A 19,816-nucleotide genomic window follows, 5' to 3' on the forward strand; every position below is an offset into this window, starting at 1 on the left:
TGCCGCAGTCGTGCATGTATTGCGCGGGCACCGTCAACCCGCGCCTGCCTGCCATCCGAGCCCGAGGCTCTTCTGCAGCGACACATAATCCTTGATCAGTTCGGCTTGCCCGGCGATCACGTTCTGCTGCGCGGACAGCGCTTCGCGTTGCGTGTCGAGCAGATCGATCATCGATGCGACGCCCGCGCGATAGCGCTCGTCCATCAGCGATCGGGAATGCACGGCCGACGTTTGGACCTTGGTGAGCGCAACGACGTGCTCGCGCTGGTGCCCGTAGCGCTGCAGTGCCGAATTTGCGTCCTGCAGCGCGCCGAGCACCGCCTTCTGATAGTTCGCTTCCGCTTCGTCGCGCGATGCTTCGGCCGCGCGCACCGCGCCGCGTGTGCGGCCGAAGTCGAGAATGTTCCATTGCAGATACGGCGCGCCGATCCACGTGAAGTTCTGCTTGCGGAACAGATGGCCGGGGTCCGTCGCGCTGAAGCCGAGATCGCCGAGCAGCGTCACCTTCGGGAAATAGTCGGCGACATGCTCGCCGATCTGCGCCTGGCTCGACGCGAGCCGGCGCTCGGCCGCGCGAATGTCGGGGCGCTGCTTCAGCAAGGCGGCCGGATCGCCGATTGCGACGCTGCCGGGCAGCGTCGGCAGCGGAGCGTCCGGTGTCGACAGCGCGGCGTCGAGCGCACCCGGCGCGCGGCCCGTCAGGATCGCGAGCCGGTCGAGCGACTCCGTCACCTGCGCGTCGAGCGGGATCAGCGACGCACGCGTGCTCTCGACCTGCGTCGTCAGGCGTTCGATGTCCACGTCGGCCGCGATGCCGCGTGCGCGGCGCTGCTGCGTCAGTTCGAGCATCGTCTGTTGCAGTTCGGCCGTGCGCTGCGACAGCGCCAGCCGCTGCTGCTGGTCGCGCAGGTCGACGTAGGCGGTCGCGACTTCGGCGGCGATCGACACCTGGGTGTCCGAGAGATCGGCGTCGACGGCCTCGGCCTGCGCGGACGCGGCTTCGACCGCACGGCGCGTGCCGCCGAACAGGTCGATTTCCCAGGTCGCGTCGAAGCCTGCCGAATAGAGTTGCAGCGGCCCCGAGCCGCCCAGCGACGGCGACGTACCACCCGACTGGTTCGAGCCGTTCGACGGCAGTAATGAGCCGAGCGCGCTGACGTCCGGTTCGCGCATGCGGATGGCCGCGACGGTGGCCGACGATTTCGGCAACTGGGCCGCGCGCTGTTGCGAGAGCTGCGCGCGCGCAGCGCGCAAGCGCGCCTGTGCGGCGTGCAGATCGGGGTTGTATACGAGCGCCGCGGTGATCAGCTCGTCGAGCTGGCGATCGTTCAGCGCGTGCCACCACGCGCTCGGTGCGGGCGCGGCGGTGTCGACGCCGGATGCCGGCGCGCGCACGAAGGTCGGCGCATCCGGCGCGGCGGGCGCGCCATGGTAGTCGGGGCCGACCGTGCAGCCGGCGAGCAGGCACGCGGCCGCGCACAGCGTGAGCGCAGGGCGGCGGGGCAGGGAGAAGGGTTTCATTGCGGAAGACGGTTCAATGGCCGGACGACATCGGCTGCGGCCCGCGCGGCGTTCTCAGCAGCAGCGCGAGCGGCACGCACGCGAGCAGCGCGAGGCCCAGCAGATAAAAGGTTTCGGAATAGGTCATCACGACCGCCTGGATCTGGATCTGCTGCGCAAGCTGTCCGAGCGCACGCAGGTTCGAATACGCGAGATCGCCGGTGTGTGCGAACCAGTTGGCCGCGTAGGCCGACAACCTGTCCTGCCCGATCGGCGAGTTCGCGGTGACCGATTCGCGGAGCGCGGCCGTATGGAAGGTCGTGCGCCGGTCGATCACGGTGCCGATGATCGCGAGCCCGATCGAGCCGCCGAGATTGCGCGCCATGTTGTAGAGCCCGGCCGCGTCGCCCGAGTCTTCGCGCGCGACGGCCGCCATCGACGCCTGGTTGAGCGGCATCATCGCGAGCATCTGCGCGACGCCGCGGATCAGTTGCGACCACACGAAGTCGTGGCCGACGCTCTGCGCGGTCAGGCTGATGTCGAGCATGCAGCTCAGGCAGAACAGCAGCAGCCCCGAGATCACGAGGATGCGGAAATCGACCTTGCCGAGCAGGCGCGGCAGGATCGGCATCACGAGAAAGGCCGGCAACCCCGACAGCAGCATGATCGCGCCGGCCTGTTCCGCGTTGTAGCCGGCGACGATCGCGAGGAACTGCGGCAGCAGGTAGGACACGCCGTACAGCCCGGCGCCGACCGCGGACACGATCACGATCACGCTCGCGTAGCGCGGGTTGCGCATCAGCGACAGCCGCATGATCGGCCGCTTCGCGAAGCGCTGCGACAGCGCGATCAGGATCATCCCGACGAACGACACGACGCTCAGCGTGACGATCGTCTGCGATTCGAACCAGCGCTCGCGCTGACCTTCCTCGAGCACGACGGTGAGCGAGCTCAGCCCGATCGCGAGGCCGGCGATCCCGAGCCAGTCCGCGTTGAAGAACGCGCCCCATTGCGGACGATCCGACGGCAGCCCGAACACCAGCAGCGCCATCAGCAGCAGGCACACGGGCAGGTTCAGGAAAAAGCACCAGCTCCAGTTCACGTTCTCCGCGAGCCAGCCGCCGAGCACCGGGCCGAACAGCGGCCCGAGCAGCACGATCAGGCCGAACAGCGTCATCCCGACCGGTAGCTGCGACAGCGGCAGCCGTGTGCGGATGATGGTCTGCGCGGTCGGGATCAGCGCGCCGCCGGTGAAGCCCTGGCCGATCCGGCCGGCGATCATCATCGGCAGCGAATGCGACCAGCCGCACATCATCGAGAACGCGATGAAGAGCGCGGAATTCGTCAGCAGGAAATTGCGCAGCCCGAACACGCGCGTGAGCCACGCGGCGAGCGGGATCATCACGATCTCCGACATCAGGTAGCCGGTCGAGATCCACGTGCCTTCGGTGCCGGTGGCGCCGATTTCGCCCTGGATCTGCGGCAGCGCGGAGTTCGTGATCGAGATGTCGAGCGTCGCCATCAGCGCGCCGAGCGCGCCGGCCGCGACCGCGATCCAGTCGGTCACGCTAGCGCGGCCTTCGTGCGGCGGCGCGGGTGTCGTCGCGGGCGTGTCAGCCATGGCGCTGCTCGTCGCGGGCCGAGCGCGTATCGACGTCGACCGTCACCGACAGCCCCGGCAGCAGCATGTGCTGCGCGCGGGCGTCCGTGGCGAGGCGGATACGCACCGGCACGCGCTGGACGATCTTCGTGAAGTTGCCGGTCGCGTTCTCGGGCGGCAGCAGCGCGAACTGCGCGCCGGTGCCGGGCGCGAAGCTGTCGACGACGCCGGACAGCGCGCCGTCCGGCAGTGCGTCGACATGCAGTTCGACGGGCTGGCCGATGCGCATCTGGCGGATCTGCGTTTCCTTGAAATTTGCGACGAGGTAGATCGAATTGACGGGAACCACGGTCAGCAGGCGCGTGCCGGGCTGCACATATTGACCGACGCGCGCCGTGCGATCGCCGACGCGGCCGTCGAGCGTGCTGCGCACGATCGTGTTGTCGAGGTCGAGCTGCGCCTGCGCGGCGCTGGCCTGCGCGGCCTCGAGCTGCGCGCGCGCCTGCTGGAGCTGCGCGGTGAACGACACGATCTGCGTGCGTGCGGCGGCGATCGACGCATTGTTCGCGGCGAGCGTCGCGGCCGCCTGATCGCGCGTGCTCTTCAGGTCGGCGACGCGTTCGTGCGTTTCGGCGCCGGTCGCCGCGAGCGGCGCATAACGCGCGTATTCGTCGCTCGCGTGCCGCGCGTTGATTTGCGACACCTTCGCCTGTGCATCGGCCTGTTCGAGATTCGCGTGCTGCTGGCTGATGTCGGCTTCGGCGCGCGCGATATCGGCACGGCGCGCGTCGACGGTGGCCAGCGATTGCGCGAGCGCGACCTGGTACTGGCGGACGTCGAGCCGCACGAGCGGATCGCCGGCCTTCACGGCCTGGTTGTCGCGCACATAGACGTCGGTCACGTAGCCGGCCACCTTCGGCGCGGCCGTCATGCTGTCCGCCTGCAGGTACGCGTCGTTGGTGCTTTCGATGAAGCGGCCGACCGTCCACCAGCGGCCGAGCCAGACGGCGGCGCCGAGGGTCGCGAGCACGGCGGCGACGAGCAGGATGCGCCGCTTCGATCCGACCTTTCCGTTACGCGGCGTTGTTCCGGTTTCCTGACGATTGACTTTCTGTGGCGGGTCTTGCAGCGTCGACATGCTGGCATCCAATTTATTCCAGGTGGAAGAATTATTCCAGTTGCTAAAATTGTGTCAAGTAGAATGTCGGTCGATCGAATGACGAGGAAGGCATGAACGAAGCGAAGAAGCTGCGCCGCACGTCGGCGGGCGGCTACGCGCGCGGCGACGAAACGCGCCAGCGGATCATCGAGGCGGCGATCGAACTGTTCGGCGAACGCGGGTTCGCTGGGGCATCGACGCGCGAGATCGCCGCGATGGCCGGCGTGAACGCGCCGGCGCTCCAGTACTACTTCGAGAACAAGGAAGGCGTTTATCGCGCGTGCGTGGAGACGATCGCCGAGCATGGCTGGGAGGTGTTCGCGCCGTCGGTCGGCCATGCATGGGCGATGCTCGATGCGGACGCGGACGTCGACGTGCTGATCGACGCGTTCGTCGGGCTGCTGCGCGCGCTGTCGGACCGGATGTTCACGGCGCCGAAGACGATGAACCAGCGGATGTTCTTCGCACGCGAGCAGGGCGGCCAGGAGCCGGCGAGCGCGAGCGAAATCCTGATGAAGCGCATGCGCAAGCCGCTCAACGACGTGAGCGCCGAGCTGATCGGCCGCATCTCCGGGCGGCCGGCCGACGATCCCGTCACGCGCTTGCGCGCGCTGAGCCTGTTCGGGCAGATCACGGTGTTTCACATCGCGCAGCGTTCGGCGCTTCAACTGCTCGAATGGGAAGCGTTCGAGGGCGAGCGCGCGGCGCTGCTGATCGAGACGATCGCCGACCAGACGCGCGTGCTGCTCGAGCAATGGCATGCGCAGCGCGACGCGAGTGCCGCCGCGCCTGAAGCCGGTGCGAAGCGGGGGCAGCGTGCCGCGGCGAAGCGCACGGCGAAGCCGGGTACGTCAACGCCCGCGGCGGCAAGCACACGGCGTGCGAGGAAGCCCACCGCGCGTTGAGCGCGGCGCGCCGTTTGCCCTGGCCGGTCAGCCCGGCTTGCGCTCCGGTTCGCCGGGCGCCGGCGGCCGGGCCGCCGTTTCGGTGGCGTTGCCGTTGTGGGTGTTGCTGCTGCCGTCGCCGTTGCTTTCGCCTTCGCCGTTGCCTGCCGGCCGAGATCCATCCGCATACGCGACGAGGCTGCGTTGCGGATTGGCGATCCGGATGCCGCGTTCGCGGAACGTTTCCGCGATCCGCCGGTTGAATTCACGCTGCACGCTCCAGCGCGTCGAGTCGGTGCACTGCATCTGCCCGGCCAGCGCGAGCGCCGCGCCGTCGACCTGGTCGATGCCCCAGTAGCTGAAGTCCGACAGGATGCCGTCGTGGTACTTCGGATCGTCGCGCAATGCGGCGCCGATTTCCTTCAGCGTCGCGATCGCGCGGTCGATGTCCTCGCCATAAGCGATGCTGACCTTGACGGCCGCGTTGCCGAGCCCGCGATTCGTGTTGTTGACGGTCGTCACCGAGCTGAACGGGATCGTGTACAACGACCCGTCGCCCGCGCGCAATCGCACGGTACGAATCGACAGGTATTCGACCGTGCCCGACACGCCGGCGAGCGTGACCCAGTCGCCGACCTGCATCGCGTTTTCCATCAGCAGGAAAATCCCGGTGATGAAATCCTGCACGAGCTTCTGCGAGCCGAAGCCGAGCGCGACGCCGAAGATGCTGGCGCCGGCCAGCAGCGGGCCGACGTTCACGCCGAGTTCGCTGAGGCCCGTCAGCACGACGACCAGCGCGATCATCACGAACAGCAGCGAGCGCAGCATCGGCAGCAGCGTGCGCAGCCGCGCCGCGCGCACGAGATTGCCTTCGCGGGTCCATCGCTGCAGACGGCGTTCGATCGCGATGTTCGCGGCTTCCCATACGACGAGCGCGACGATGGCCGCGATCGCGATCGTCAGCAGCGCCGACGCGAGCCGGTGGCCGATCGTGCCGGTTTCGAACGCGCGGAAGATCGGCACGCCCCAGATCTGCAGCAGCAGCGCGACCGTCACGATGCCGATCGCAACCGATACGATCTGGCGCAGCAGCGGGTAGTAGCGATACGCGTGCAGGTGGACCAGCGTGCGGTCTTCGTCGCGGCGCTGGAACAGCCGCGCGAGCGCGCCGAACACGATGATCGACACGATCCGCATGCCGATCATCGCGGCGATCGAACGGCCGCCGAGCGTGATCAGCACACGGTAGCCGTGATGGACGTCGAGCGCCCACACGAACCACAGTGCCATCACGATGAATACCGCCACGGGCGCCCATGCGTCCGCGAGCGCGTTGCCGACCACCGCGAAGGCCGGATGGTCCGCGCCGGCTGCGCGGATCCGCGCGGCGACCGGCCGGCGGCACTGCAGGATCAGCGCCGAGATCATCACGTGCCCGACGAGCGCGACGGCTTTCAGCAGCGCGATGTGACCGGCCTCGCTGAGCCCGAAGTTCGCGGCGATCTCGATCGCGGCCGTGCTGACGCCGACCACGATCACGATCCGCGCGATCGAGCGTTGCGCGAAGTCGGCCCATGCGTCGCTGATATGCAGCAGCCGCAATTGCCTTGCATCGGGCTGGAACGACAGCCGGCTGACGATCGTGGCCAGCCGGCAGATCACGTAGATGTCGATCAGCGATTCGAGCGCGGATTCGATCGGCGTGCCTGCATCGCCGATCATCGACATCGTCAGGCTTGCGACACCGACGAACACGAGCAGCGGCACCGCGCGCAGCGCGAGGCTGACGAGCGCGCGCGGCATCCGGTGCAACAGTGTGGTGTGACGCCGCGCGTGGCCGCGGCCTTGCGATGACGCGGGTATGGCGTCGTATGCGTCGGCAGTGTCAGGGGCGTCGGGCCGGTCTGACGATTCCGGTGGCGGCGCGTTGTCGTCGTCGGGAGCGGTGCCGCGCGACGAGTCGGCGCGCCGTACCGCCAGCGCGGCCAGCGCACGCCGCAGCAGCCGTTTCGCGAACCATTCGAACAGGAACGCGGGCACGAGCACGGCGATGATGATCCAGACTGCGTGCGTGAGATCCGCGCGCTCGTCGGCGCGCACCAGCCTGTCATGCCACCAGCTTCCGACCGAGCCGACATCGAGCAGCGAGCGCAGCGATTCCTTCAGCGCGCTGCCGATTTCGGTGGTCCAGCGCGACCCTTGCCGGACGAGCATCGACGCGAGCCCGTTCGACGTCAGCGCGGTCGGCGCGGCGGCGGCCGACGCGCCGCTTGCCGCGTCCGCTTCGCTTGCCGCGACCGCGGGTGCGCTCAATGCGCCGACGGCCGCGATCGCGCGCAGCGTCGTTTCGACCTGGGCGCGCTGGCGCGGGTTTTCGAGCACGGTGAGTGCCTGCTGGGCCTGCTGCGGCGTCAGCGCGGGCGCGGTGCCGGAGGCGGCCGACGCGGCGGCCGGTGCGGGAGCGGCCGCGTGCGCAGCCGAGACGACGGCGGCGAGCAGCCAGCCGAGGAGAAGTTGTCGCATGAGTAGGCATGCGGGCGCGCATCGGCGCGCGGCCCGCCGGGCAGAACGATGGACGGAAGTTAACATGATTGCGATCGAAACCGAATAGTTCCATCGACGAACATTCGAATCGGGCATACGCGAGGCAGCGCGGGCGTTTGCGGGCGGCATTTGCGTCGCATCGCGATCTTGTCGGCAGGGGGCGGACGGGCAAGTGCCCGACACAAGACTGTAACGATCCGATATGTGGACACGTCCTTCTTGTCGAATCGTAAGCGCCCTGTAATGCACACCTGTTGGCGACCCGGTGTGCAGATGTGAACCGGGAACGGTTGTTGAACGCGAATGGCGCGTCGTTATACGAGCGTTCGCCCGATCACGAACAAAGGACAATCATCGCAACACGCACGTCGCATTTGATGGCTTCGTATTCCTGAAGAATCACGCGTGCTCGTCGTGAAAAACCGGCAGCACATGCTCGGCGAGTTCTTCGATGACCTCGCGCACGGGCCGGTCGGATCCCGGATTCAGCGTGACGTGATGCGTGCCTGCCGCGCGCATGTCCTGCAGGATGTCGATCAATGCACGGCGCCCGGTGGCATAACCGAGCGACAGCGCGGTGGCGGGTGCATCGGGATGCGTGGCGAGGTCGAGCCGCATCGACACGCCGAACGCGCGAAAGCCCGGCGATGCGAGCCGGTCGACCGCCGCGCGCCACATCGAATAGCGGGCGCGCTGCGTGTCCGGATCGCGGTGATACGTCATCCAGCCGATCGCGTGCCGCGCGATCCAGTCGACGCTTTGTCCGCCCGAGCCGACCGCGAGCATCGGCACCGCGTCGCCGCCGCGCGGCAGCAACGTGAATTCGGGTGCGTCGGGCGGCGCTTCGTCGGGCAGCACGCGCGACGGCACGCCGAGCGCGGCCGCGACGATTTCCCAGTGATTGCGGTAGCGATCGCGCCGCGTTTCCGCGTCGACGCCGAACGCCGCGTATTCAGGCGGCCGGTCGCCGGAGCCGAGCCCGAGGATGAAGCGTCCACCCGACAGCGTTGCAACCGACAGCGCACCTTTCGCGATATGCAGCGGATGACGCAGCGGCAGCACGATCGCGCCGCTGGCGAGCGCGATCTCGCGCGTGCGTGACACCAGGGCACCGAGCAGCACCCACGGATCGAGGTGGCCCACCGGGTCGGGATAGTCGGCACTGTTCAGCGGCACGTCGCGAATCCACAGCGCGCGAAAGCCGAGCGTATCGGCAAGCGCCGCGAGTTCGAGCTGTTCGTTGAAGTCGGCGACGATATTGCCGCCGCGAAGCAGCGGCAGCGTGAGGCCGATCGACAACCGTCCGGCCGAAAAGACGCGGTGTGCGACGTCGGCGCAGGCGAGGGCGGGCGTGGTCATGTCGAATCCCTGGGGGCGGTGCAAAGCGAACGCTCGCCGGTTCGTGCTAACGGGGCGTTCCGTGTCCGAATGCTAACGTGTTTGCGCCGGGCGGGAGCGGGGCGGCCTGCGCCGAACACGGCGCTACGCGATTCGCAGCGTCATGCCGCGCAGCGTGAGGCCGAGGCGGGACGCCACGCGTTGCGGCGCGGTTGTCGCTGCCGGTGCTGTAGAACAGCGTGCGGTAGTCGATATCCAGCCAGTCTTTTGCGTCAGGCATGCGCCGGGTATGGATCTCCGGTGATGCGGCGAGGGGCCGCGCGAAGCGTGCAAGGCCAGGCGCACGCGTCCGGTCATGTGGGCGCCGCCACCGTCGGGCGATTGTAAGTCGATTGGCGGCAGCGCAGATGCACCGCCCCCGATGCCCGCCCGGGCTGCCCCCGGACGAGTCATGTTCCGTGTTTCAGTTCCGAAACATTCGCGCTTTTTGCCGGTGCGCGATCCCCGTCGACGGCCTTGTGTCGGCCCGCGGGGCCTTGCGGAATGAAGCATGGTGCGCTCCTTGCATATCTGTACGTGCCGTGAGTGCAGTCGCCGGCGCAGTCGGCCCGCCGATCGCTTCAGTGGGTCGGACATATCAAAGACGGGGACAAGAGAATGAAAACAGACCGAATCGCAACGTGTCATGTTGCAAACATGAATCGCCGACCTGCCCGGGTATTCGCTTCGCCGTTGATTGCGGCGACGTGAGCGCGCGGCTTTCTGTTCCATCCGAGCAATCGGGTTCGTTCTGAACGACGACGTGCATGCGTGACGCACGAGGCCGACCGGTGCCGGTCGGCCGTCGGGGATGAACCGTGAATGCATGCGGATGGCTCCGGCCTGGATCCCGGATTGTCATTCCGTAGCGCAACGCGAGTCGTCGCGCGGCGGCTCCGTTCGCGCGCCGCGCATGGCTTCGGCGTGACGGGCCCGAAGAACCGGATCGCACCGGAAAGCCGGCCGCGCAACGATGCGCGCGGCATTGCGGAACACGCGTAGTCCAGGGGAAGCGTTTGCCGGCCGCAGCGCGGCGGACGTCGCAATATTGTGCTGTCAGTTGATCCACTACCCCGATGGATCAATTGTTGAAGCGCCCATCGCCGAGTGGCTGATGGGCGTCTTTTTTTGCGCGCCGGTTTGCCGTGCAGGCCGCCGGCCGGATCGCGCGGCGTTCTGTATCATGTGCTGGCGCGCGGGCCGCTCGTGCGGTCGCACGGCTTGCCGGCGCGCCCGATCACGTGTCGCCAACATGAACGATAAAGCCTTGCACGACCCCTCATCTGCCACTGTCGAGCCGGCCGCGCTCGACGCGCTGCATACGTTCGTCGAGCGGCATCCGCGCCTGCTCGTGCTGACCGGCGCGGGCATCAGCACCGATTCCGGCATTCCCGGCTATCGCGACCGCAACGGCCAATGGATGCGCTCGCCGCCGATCCAGCTCCACGAATTCCTCGGCTCCGATGCCGCGCGGCGACGCTACTGGGCGCGCAGCATGATCGGCTGGCCCGTCGTCGGCCGCGCGCAGCCGAACCGGTCGCACATCGCGCTGGCGCGGCTCGGCGGCGCGGGCCGGATCGAGCGCCTCGTCACGCAGAACGTCGACGGCCTGCACCAGCGCGCGGGCAGCGACGACGTGATCGAATTGCACGGCGGGATCAACGGCGTGACGTGCCTCGAATGCGGCGCGCATCATGCGCGCGCGACGATCCAGGCCGCGCTCGAAGCCGACAATCCCGAACTGCTGGGCGCGCAGGCCGAGCCGGCCGCGGACGGCGACGCACACCTCGAATGGGCCGCGCTCGACACGTTCCGGATCCCGGCGTGCCCCGCATGCGGCGGCCTGCTGAAGCCGGCGGTCGTGTTCTTCGGCGAGAACGTGCCGCGCGAGCGCGTGGCGCTGGCCGCGCAGGCGCTCGAGGCGGCCGATGCGCTGCTCGTCGTCGGGTCGTCGCTGATGGTGTATTCCGGTTATCGATTCTGCGTATGGGCGCAGGCGCAGCACAAGCCGGTGGCCGCGCTCAATCTCGGCCATACGCGCGCCGATCCGATGCTGACGCTGAAGGTCGAAGCGCAGTGCGCACCCGCGCTCGACGCACTCACCGCGCGGCTGGGCCTCGCGGGCAACGCAACGGAGCACGCATCGTGACCGGCCCGACACCTGCACCCGATCCGTCCGCGCGGCTGTCGGCGCCGGCGGCCGAACGCAATCGCGGGCCGATCCTCGACGTCTTGCGTCGCGTGCTGCCGGCGACCGGCAGCGTGCTCGAAATCGCGAGCGGCACGGGGCAGCACGTCGTCCATTTCGCGCAGGCGCTGCCGGGCCTGCGCTGGCAGCCGAGCGATCCCGACGCGCACGCGCGGCGCTCGATCGCCGCGTGGATCGCGCATGCGGGCCTCGCGAACGTCGCCGGGCCGCTCGCGTTCGACGTGCGCGACGCATCGTGGCCGGTCGACGCGCTCGACGCGATCGTCTGCATCAACATGATTCACATCTCGCCGTGGGCGTGCACCGACGCGTTGTTCGCGGGCGCGTCGCGCCTGCTGCGGCCGGGCGGCGTGCTGTTCCTGTACGGCCCGTATCGTCGCGAAGGCCGGCATACGGCGCCGTCGAACGAAGCATTCGACCTGCAGTTGCGAAGCCGCGACCCGTCGTGGGGCGTGCGTGATCTCGAGACTGTCGTCGCGCTCGGCCTCGATCGCGGGCTCGACTGCATCGAGGTCGTCGACATGCCGGCGAACAACCTGAGCGTCGTGTTCCGGCGGCTTCCGCACGCGGAGCAATGACACGCAAGCGCGCATCGCCGCCGGGTTTCCACTATCCTTTCGCCTGTGCGCGCGGCCCGGGTCGGGTCGCGCCCTGTTTTTTCCGGAGAATTGACTAATGGGCAAACAAGCAATCGGTGTGATCGGACTCGCGGTGATGGGCCGCAATCTCGCACTCAATATCGAGAGCCGCGGTTACGCGGTGTCGGTGTACAACCGCAGCCGCGAGAAAACCGACGAACTGATCGCCGAATTCCCCGGCCGCAATCTGGTGCCGACCTCCACGCTCGAGGAATTCGTCGCGTCGCTCGAAACGCCGCGCCGGATCCTGATGATGGTGAAGGCCGGCGAGGCGACCGATGCGACGATCGCGTCGCTCAAGCCGCTGCTCGAGAAGGGCGACGTGCTGATCGACGGCGGCAATACGCACTTTACCGACACGATCCGCCGCAACCAGGAACTCGCGCAATCGGGCCTGCATTTCATCGGCACCGGCGTGTCGGGCGGCGAAGAGGGCGCGCTGCGCGGCCCGTCGATCATGCCCGGCGGCCAGCGCGACGCGTACGATCTCGTCGAGCCGATCCTCAAGCAGATCGCCGCGAAGGCACCGTCGGACGACGAGCCGTGCGTCGCGTACATGGGCCCGGACGGCGCCGGCCACTACGTGAAGATGGTCCACAACGGCATCGAATACGGCGACATGCAGCTGATCGCCGAAAGCTACTCGGTGCTGAAGAACGTCGCGGGCCTGACCAACGACGAACTCGGCGCGGTGTACACCGAGTGGAACCAGGGCGAGCTCGACAGCTACCTGATCGAGATCACGTCGAAGATCTTCGGCAAGAAGGACGAAGAGACCGGCAAGCACCTCGTCGACGTGATCCTCGATCGCGCCGCGCAGAAGGGCACCGGCAAGTGGACGAGCCAGAACGCGCTGGATCTCGGCGTGCCGCTGCCGCTCATCACCGAATCGGTGTTCGCGCGCGTGCTGTCGTCGCTGAAGACCGAGCGCGTCGCGGCCAGCAAGATCCTGTCGGGCCCGGCCGCCGCGCCGTTCGACGGCGATCGCGCCGCGTTCGTCGAAGCGGTGCGCCGCGCGCTGTACCTGAGCAAGGTGATCTCGTACGCGCAGGGCTTCGCGCAACTGCGCACGGCGTCCGGAGAGTACGGCTGGAACCTCGATCTCGGGACGATCGCGAAGATCTTCCGTGCCGGCTGCATCATCCGCGCGCGCTTCCTGCAGAAGATCACGGACGCGTATGCGAAGGATCCGGCGCTCGCGAACCTGCTGCTCGATCCGTACTTCAAGGACATCGCCGCGAACTACCAGGCATCGTTGCGCGACGTCGTGGTCGCCGCGGTGAAGGCCGGCGTGCCGGTGCCGGCGTTCGCGTCGGCGGTCGCGTACTTCGACAGCTACCGTTCCGAGCGGCTGCCGGCGAACCTCGTGCAGGCGCAGCGCGACTTCTTCGGCGCGCACACGTTCGAGCGTACCGACAAGCCGGGCAGCTTCCACGCGAACTGGTCGTAACCGGCCCGCGGGGCGGCATTGTTGCGAAAATCTATACTCTGAATAGGGTTTTTCTATCCCGGATGCCGACATTGTTGGCTCCGGGGAAACAGTGTTTTCGCTCTTTCATGGTTTTCCCTAGGGGACGTCGGGACTAAACTCTGTTCCATCGCTGCAGACATGGTGTGTGCGGCGGAGCAAAAAAATCCCGGAGGTAATCATGAAATCGCTGATCGCAACGTTCGCTGCAGCTGCTGTCCTCGCCGTTCCCGCCGTCTCGTTCGCCCAACAGAACGCGCCCGTCACCCGTTCGCAGGTGAAGGCCGAACTGGTCCAACTGCAACAGGCCGGCTACAAGCTGGGCAGCGACCGGACGAACTACCCGGAAGGCATCCTGGCTGCTGAAGCCCGTGTGAACCCGCAACAGAACGTCGCCGCCGCCGACACGACCGGCTATGGCGCGCAACCGGCCGCCGCGCAGGAATCCGGCGCACCGGCCGCGGCAAAGACCGGCTGGCAAGTCAAGCGTATCGCTGACGGCGCACCGGTCTACAAGGGTCGTTAATGGCGCGGCCGCCTCGGCGGCCTGACCTGACCCCATGTAGTACAAACAGCCTGTCGTTCCGCTTTGCGGAACGACAGGCTGTTTTCATTTGTGGCGCCTGCGGCGCCGGTTCCGCTTTGCGGAACGACAGGCTGTTTTCATTGGTGGCGCGTGCTGCGCCGGCAGTCAGTGCAGCGGGCGCCGGCCGCGTCCGATATCCCGGAACAGCGCTTCGGCCGGCTCCAGTACCTGCAGCCACGTTTCGTCGTAGCCGCTCAGCGTGTCGAGCGCCTCGCGCAGCCGCTCGATCGCGAGGACCGGCAGCTCGACGCTGTGGCGCGTGGCGCCCGTCAGGTGCGCGACGCTCGCCAGCTGGACGAGCGCATCGGCCGCTTCCGCGACGTCGGTCGCGAACAGCAGGTGCCGGTTGAGCAATTCGACCAGACCGCTGGAACCGCCGAAATCGTCCGCGTTGAGCTGCACCGAAAGAAACGTCGCATTGTTCATTGTCATGCTCCTCGTTGTCGTTGGATCGCGCTGCGCATCACCGAGTATAGGCGGCGATCGAAGGGGAGAATGTGACGGAGCCGAGACGGCAGACGGCGGCGGCGAGGCAGGCGGAAGACCGGCGGCAGGCCCGCCGGATGGGGTGCGCGGCGCGGCCCGTGGGCCGTCGGCACGCAGGGGCGGGGCCGCAAGATTGTTGCCGGAACCTGCAACTGTCGCGGTCCTGACCGCGACAAATGGTATCTTTGCCGGTCGGAGCGACGCGAAAAAGGGGCCGGTGAGCCCGTTCGCGCCGACGTTCCGCTGTGGAAACTGACGGCCGCGAGAGCGGTCGGATACTGGTTGGTCCGGCCGTCCGGCCGGACATCGTGCGTCGCGCGCCGGAGGGCGGTGGGCGGCGCAACGACGCAAATCCGGGAGGACCCTTGAGAGAAACTATTCCCATCCACGATTCGCTGGCGCGCTGGCTGCCGCAGGCGGCGCTCGTCGCTGCAGCCGTCGCGCTGTCGGGCTGTACGCTGACGCCGTGGACCGACAACTGGCAGCCGGCGCGTTCGTCGGCGTCGACGTCGGCCGCGACGCCGGGCGTGATCGCCGGTTATTACCGCGTGAACCCGGGCGACACACTCGCGGGCATCGCGAACGCCTACGGGCAACGCGTGCAGGACGTGGCGAGCTGGAATCACATGGCGCCCACCGACGCCGTGTTTCCCGGCCAGGTGCTGCGCGTCGCGCCGCCGGTTGCCGCGACGTCGTTCGGGCAGCCGCCCTCGGCGGCCGCACAGCCGGGCTCGCTCGCGTGGCCGGCCACGGGTGTCGTCGCGACGCAGTTTGCGGCCGGCAAGACACGCGGCATCGTGATCGCCGCATCCGGGCCCGACCATTCGGTGCGGGCCGCGGCGAGCGGGCGGGTGGTCTACGCCGGATCCGGCGTCAAGGCGTACGGCCCGCTCGTGATCCTGAAGCACGACAACGGGCTCATCACGGCCTACGGTCACAACGGCAAGCTGCTCGTCAACGAGGGCGATGCGGTGCGCCAGGGCCAGCCGGTCGCCGAGATGGGTACCGACGCGAGCGGCCGTTCGACGTTCGAGTTCGAAGTTCGCCAGAACGGCAAGGTCGTCGATCCGATGAACTTCCTGCCGCGCAGCGGCGGCTGAAGAGCCGCATCGCCACGTGTGCGCCGGGCGGCGCACACGCTCCCGCCTTCTTCCGCGTTCATCCTTCCTTTAGCGTCGCGGTACCGGACTGTCTCGCGCGATTGCCGAGCCAGCGGATGCCCAGTGCGAGTGCCGCCGCACCGAGCGCGATCAGCGAGCACTGGATCGCGACCGGCAGGTAGCCGTGCGGCCGCGGATCGACGAACGGGTAGGGATACCAGTTCTGCAGCGCGCCGCGCACGAGCGTATAGCCGAGGTAGACGACCGGAAAACCGAGCCACGCGAACGCGCTGCGCCGCGCGATCGGCGAGCGCGGCTCCACGTACAGCCAGTCGCACAGCATGACGAGCGGCACGATCCGGTGCAGCACCCAGTTGTTGAACGCCGGCGTGATGTGGCGCAGCGCATCGGGGTGCGCGAGCAGCAGTTCGTAGACGATCGCGGTGATCAGCACGTACAGCACGGCCGCGCCGCGCATCGATTCGTAGCGGGCCGAGCCGGGGCGCGCGATGCGCCAGAGCCCCACGGCCAATATCGCGGCCGCATAGAGGCTGCTCAGTTGCGTGAAGTAGCTGAGGTAGTTGCCGAGATGGACCGCGGGCATGCCCCAGTAGCCGGCGATGCCGTGCAACGTCGTGGACACCGCGAGCAACGCGGCGGTCAGCCGATAGGCCGCAACGAAGAACGCCTTGCTCATGATGCGCGCGCAACGTCGACACCAAAGCTTCATCGTGCCACAGCCGTTCCCGTGCGCGATGCGGATTTTCCATATGGCAGCCCCGTGCGGCGTGCGTCGACGATTCGTCGGATATTTGACCGCGTCGCGCAAACCCGGACGCCCACGCGGCTACAATCGTGGCAACTCTGCCGGGCGCAGGCGGGTTGCGGCATCCGCCCCTCCCCGAATACAACACGAGACGACGCATGAAAAACATCCTCGCGAAACAGACGCGCTACAGTTCGCCCGCGATCTTCTTCCACTGGGCCATCTTCCTGCTGGTGGCGCTGGCCTACCTGGCCATCGAGATCCGCGGGCCGAAAGGCAGCGACAGCCGGGTGTTCTGGATGAACGTGCACCTCACCGCGGGCACGTTCGTGCTCGTGCTGTCGGTGCTGCGCGTGCTGTGGCGGGTCGTCAGCCGCGTGCCGGAAGCCATTCCGCAGGCCGCGCTGCTTCGCTGGCTCTCGACGCTCTCGCATGTCGCGCTCTACGTGTTCATCATCGCGCAGCCGCTGCTCGGCATCATGATGATCAACCTGGGCGGCAAGCCGGTGTCGCTCGACTGGCTCGGCGTGTCGTTCACGCTGTTCGGCCCGGACAAGGCGCTGCGGCCGACGATCAAGGAAGCGCACGAGCTGATCGGCAACGCGTTCTACTTCGTGATCGGCCTGCATGCGCTGGCCGCGCTGTATCACCATTTCATCCGGCGCGACGAGGTGTTGCGCCGCATGGCGCCCTGAGCGTTGCACGTCGCACGTCGGACGCACGCAGCAAGTGGGGGCGCATGGTTGTGTTGACAACCATGCGCCCCCGGTCCGTTTACCGTCATCCCCGGCTGGTCATCGCAGCGAACATTCTGTAACATCTCGGCTGTTTTTTCGTTCCGCTTACTCGCCGCCGCGCATGCTGCACCGACATCGTCACCTGACCGCCTGGCTTGGCGTGCTCGCGATCTGGTTCGCGATCGCGGCGCCGCTGGTGTCGCAGTGGCGCATCGCGCAGGCGGCGACGCCTGACGCAATCGTCTGCAGTGCAGAGCATGGCGCGCATCGGTCGCCCGATGCGGGCCGCATGCACGATCACGCGTTGCATCTCGATGCGTGCGGCTACTGCGGCTTCTTCGCGCACAGCCCCGCGATCGACACGCCTGCCGCTGCATCGTTCGCTTCCGTTTCCGTCGCTTCCGTTTCCGCCGCCGCGCCGCCTGCCGTCGCGGCGCGCGCCGACCGCTATCCGCGCGCGTATCCACGCGCACCGCCCGAGCGCGCCTGACGCGCTTTCTTCCGTTTTATCTACCGCCGATATCCGTGCGGCCCGTCGAGGCCGCGTGGAGGGCGTCACTCGGGCTTTCGATCATGACCATTTTCCAGTTGCGTGCGCCGCGGGCATCACGCAATGCCGGTGCGCGGCGCGTGCCGCGCATGTTGAAACTTACCGTTCCCGCGCTCGCCGTCGGCGCGCTGGCCGCGACTGCTGCCGCAGCCGAAACGACTCGCGCGGCCGGCATGCCTGCGGACGACGCGGCCATGCTGCTGCCGCCCGTCGAGGTCGTTGCGTCGCCGCTGACGACGCCGCTCGTCGTCGTCACGGATCCGAAGGCGCCGCGCCAGCCGCTGCCTGCCAGCGACGGCGCGGACTACCTGAAGACGATTCCCGGCTTCACATCGATTCGCAGCGGCGGCACGAACGGCGATCCGGTGCTGCGGGGGATGTTCGGTTCGCGGCTGAACATCCTGGCGAACGGGATGCCGACGCTCGGCGCCTGCCCGAACCGGATGGATGCGCCAACGTCGTATATCGCGCCGGAAAGCTATGACAAGGTCACCGTCGTGAAGGGGCCGCAGACCGTGCTGTACGGCCCGGGCGCGTCGGCCGGTACCGTGCTGTTCGAGCGCGTGACGCCGCGTTTCGACAAGCCGGGCATGCGTTTCGAGGGCAGCCTCGTCGGCGGCTCGTTCGGCCGCAATGACCAGAACATCGACGTGACGGCCGGCACGCCGGACGTCTACGGCCGCGTGACCGCGAACCACGCGCATTCGCAGGACTACAAGGACGGCAACGGCAACACCGTGCCGTCGCAATGGGACAAGTGGAACGCCGATGCGGCGCTCGGCTGGACGCCCGACGACCACACGCGGGTCGAATTGACGGCCGGTACGGGCGACGGCTACGCGAAGTATGCGGGCCGCGCGATGGACGGCGCGCATTTCCGCCGCGAGACGTTCGGCCTGTCGTTCGACAAGCGGCATCTCGGCGACGTGCTCGACCGGATCGAGGCACGCGTGTATTACAACGAAGCCGACCACGTGATGGACAACTATACGTTGCGGCAGCCGGACCCGACCAGCAGCATGCCGATGCGGATGGCGGCGGAGGTGCGGCGCCGCACGTTCGGCGCACGCGCGGCCGCGACGTTCCGGTTCGGCGACGACTTCAAGCTCGTGACCGGTGTCGACGCGCAATCGAACCGGCTCGATTCGCGCTCGGCGATGGGGCGGCAGAACTACGGCGACCAGCCGTGGGATGCGCAGGCGACGATGTGGAACGCGGGCGCGTTCGGCGAGCTGACGTGGTACGCGAGCGACGTGTCGCGCGTGATCGGCGGCGCGCGCGTCGACTACGCGAGCGCACGCGACAAGCGCGCGACGACGAGCGGGATGATGATGAGCAAGCCGAACCCGACCTTCGACGACGAGCGCGCACGCGTGCTGCCGAGCGGCTTCGTGCGCTACGAGCGCGATCTCGCGTCGCTGCCCGTCACGTGGTACGCGGGGATCGGTCATGCGGAGCGCTATCCCGACTACTGGGAGTTGTTCTCGGCGAAGCGCGGGCCGGCCGGTTCGGTCAACGCGTTCTCGGCGGTACAGCCGGAGAAGACCACGCAGCTCGACATCGGCGCGCAATACAAGAGCGACCGGTTCGATGCGTGGGTGTCGGCCTACGCAGGCTATGTGCAGGACTTCATCCTGTTCAACTACGCGGCCGGCATGATGGGCCCGACCACGCAGGCGACCAACGTCAACGCACAGATCATGGGTGGCGAAGCGGGCGTGTCGTGGTGGCCGGTTGCGCCGCTGCGCGTCGAGACGTCGCTCGCGTATGCGTGGGGGCGCAACGTGGCGAGCGGCGATCCGCTGCCGCAGATGCCGCCGCTCGAGGCGCGCATCGGGCTCGAATACACGCGCGGTGCGTGGTCGGCCGGCGGCCTGTGGCGGATCGTTGCGCCGCAGCATCGTTACGCACTGAATGAGGGCAACGTGGTCGGCAAGGACTTCGGCCCGAGCGCCGGATTCGGCGTGCTGTCGCTGCATACGCAATACAACGTCAGCAAGACCGTGCAGGTGTCGGTCGGCGTCGACAACGTGCTGAACAAGGCCTACGTCGAGCATCTGAACCTCGCCGGCAACGCGGGCTTCGGCTATCCGGCGAACGCACCGGTGATGGAACCGGGCCGTACCGCATGGGTACGCGTGAGCGCGAAGCTGTAGTGCGTTGCGCGTGTGCGTTGCAGCATGCGCGCGCATGGACGCGGCCCCGCCCGAAC

16 protein-coding genes are annotated in these 19,816 nt (G+C 67.9%); 9 read left to right on the forward strand and 7 right to left on the reverse strand.

Annotation, left to right across the window (positions count from 1 at the left end):
• Nucleotides 1-33: 33 nt before the first annotated feature.
• From R9B84_RS23995 to R9B84_RS24005, 3 genes are read right to left on the reverse strand one after another with little or no spacing between them, the layout of a single operon-like run.
• The gene (locus R9B84_RS23995) at nt 34-1,521 is read right to left on the reverse strand and encodes an efflux transporter outer membrane subunit (protein WP_423762550.1); all 1,488 of its coding nucleotides are present in this window, start codon (nt 1,519-1,521) and stop codon (nt 34-36) included.
• 13 nt (nt 1,522-1,534) lie between these two features.
• Nucleotides 1,535-3,121 carry an MDR family MFS transporter gene (locus R9B84_RS24000; RefSeq protein ID WP_423762551.1) on the reverse strand — a complete coding sequence of 529 codons (1,587 nt, stop codon included), beginning with the start codon at nt 3,119-3,121 and terminating at the stop codon, nt 1,535-1,537.
• On the reverse strand, nt 3,114-4,238 hold the full coding sequence (locus R9B84_RS24005) for an HlyD family secretion protein (protein WP_423762552.1): 1,125 nt from the start codon (nt 4,236-4,238) through the stop codon (nt 3,114-3,116). Before R9B84_RS24005 ends, R9B84_RS24000 begins: the two co-directional genes overlap by 8 nt.
• Before the next feature lie 92 nt (nt 4,239-4,330).
• On the opposite strand from R9B84_RS24005, the gene R9B84_RS24010 reads away from it, so the two are divergent.
• The gene (locus R9B84_RS24010; RefSeq protein ID WP_423762553.1) at nt 4,331-5,164 is read left to right on the forward strand and encodes a CerR family C-terminal domain-containing protein; all 834 of its coding nucleotides are present in this window, start codon (nt 4,331-4,333) and stop codon (nt 5,162-5,164) included.
• A 27-nt stretch (nt 5,165-5,191) separates the two neighbouring features.
• On the opposite strand, the gene R9B84_RS24015 is transcribed toward R9B84_RS24010, so the two are convergent.
• A complete protein-coding gene (locus tag R9B84_RS24015) occupies nt 5,192-7,666 on the reverse strand; it encodes a mechanosensitive ion channel domain-containing protein (RefSeq protein ID WP_423762554.1) in 2,475 nt (824 codons plus the stop codon).
• Between the two features lie 420 nt (nt 7,667-8,086).
• On the reverse strand, nt 8,087-9,046 hold the full coding sequence (locus R9B84_RS24020; RefSeq protein WP_423762555.1) for an LLM class oxidoreductase: 960 nt from the start codon (nt 9,044-9,046) through the stop codon (nt 8,087-8,089).
• A gap of 1,270 nt (nt 9,047-10,316) precedes the next feature.
• On the opposite strand from R9B84_RS24020, the gene R9B84_RS24025 reads away from it, so the two are divergent.
• From R9B84_RS24025 to R9B84_RS24040, 4 genes are all read left to right on the forward strand, one after another.
• Entirely contained in the window at nt 10,317-11,213 is an 897-nt protein-coding gene (locus R9B84_RS24025) for an NAD-dependent protein deacetylase (RefSeq protein ID WP_423762556.1), read from the forward strand.
• Nucleotides 11,210-11,851 (forward strand): DUF938 domain-containing protein, encoded by a 642-nt coding sequence (locus R9B84_RS24030; RefSeq protein WP_423762557.1) that lies wholly within the window; start codon nt 11,210-11,212, stop codon nt 11,849-11,851. The genes R9B84_RS24025 and R9B84_RS24030 overlap by 4 nt, the downstream gene beginning before the upstream one ends.
• 97 nt (nt 11,852-11,948) lie before the next feature.
• Nucleotides 11,949-13,361, forward strand: coding sequence for an NADP-dependent phosphogluconate dehydrogenase (gene gndA / locus R9B84_RS24035; RefSeq protein WP_423762558.1), 1,413 nt, complete (start codon nt 11,949-11,951; stop codon nt 13,359-13,361).
• Between the two features lie 199 nt (nt 13,362-13,560).
• Nucleotides 13,561-13,905 (forward strand): DUF4148 domain-containing protein, encoded by a 345-nt coding sequence (locus R9B84_RS24040; protein WP_423762559.1) that lies wholly within the window; start codon nt 13,561-13,563, stop codon nt 13,903-13,905.
• A 165-nt stretch (nt 13,906-14,070) separates the two neighbouring features.
• Here R9B84_RS24040 and R9B84_RS24045 read toward each other — a convergent pair whose 3' ends face one another.
• Entirely contained in the window at nt 14,071-14,391 is a 321-nt protein-coding gene (locus R9B84_RS24045) for a hypothetical protein (RefSeq protein WP_423762560.1), read from the reverse strand.
• Between the two features lie 425 nt (nt 14,392-14,816).
• On the opposite strand from R9B84_RS24045, the gene R9B84_RS24050 reads away from it, so the two are divergent.
• Entirely contained in the window at nt 14,817-15,551 is a 735-nt protein-coding gene (locus R9B84_RS24050; protein ID WP_423762561.1) for a peptidoglycan DD-metalloendopeptidase family protein, read from the forward strand.
• A 58-nt stretch (nt 15,552-15,609) separates the two neighbouring features.
• Here R9B84_RS24050 and R9B84_RS24055 read toward each other — a convergent pair whose 3' ends face one another.
• Nucleotides 15,610-16,248 carry a Pr6Pr family membrane protein gene (locus R9B84_RS24055; protein ID WP_423762562.1) on the reverse strand — a complete coding sequence of 213 codons (639 nt, stop codon included), beginning with the start codon at nt 16,246-16,248 and terminating at the stop codon, nt 15,610-15,612.
• A 227-nt stretch (nt 16,249-16,475) separates the two neighbouring features.
• Here R9B84_RS24055 and R9B84_RS24060 point away from each other — a divergent pair, with 227 nt between their 5' ends.
• The 3 genes from R9B84_RS24060 (at nt 16,476) to R9B84_RS24070 (ending at nt 19,760) form a co-directional block, all read left to right on the forward strand.
• Nucleotides 16,476-17,012, forward strand: coding sequence for a cytochrome b (locus tag R9B84_RS24060; protein WP_423762563.1), 537 nt, complete (start codon nt 16,476-16,478; stop codon nt 17,010-17,012).
• 163 nt (nt 17,013-17,175) lie between these two features.
• A complete protein-coding gene (locus R9B84_RS24065) occupies nt 17,176-17,544 on the forward strand; it encodes a DUF2946 domain-containing protein (RefSeq protein WP_423762564.1) in 369 nt (122 codons plus the stop codon).
• Nucleotides 17,545-17,627: 83 nt separating this feature from the next.
• Entirely contained in the window at nt 17,628-19,760 is a 2,133-nt protein-coding gene (locus tag R9B84_RS24070) for a TonB-dependent copper receptor (RefSeq protein WP_423762565.1), read from the forward strand.
• Nucleotides 19,761-19,816: the final 56 nt, after the last annotated feature.

The organism is Burkholderia sp. NLJ2 (assembly GCF_049487195.1).
In the GTDB taxonomy this organism is placed as follows: domain Bacteria; phylum Pseudomonadota; class Gammaproteobacteria; order Burkholderiales; family Burkholderiaceae; genus Burkholderia; species Burkholderia pyrrocinia.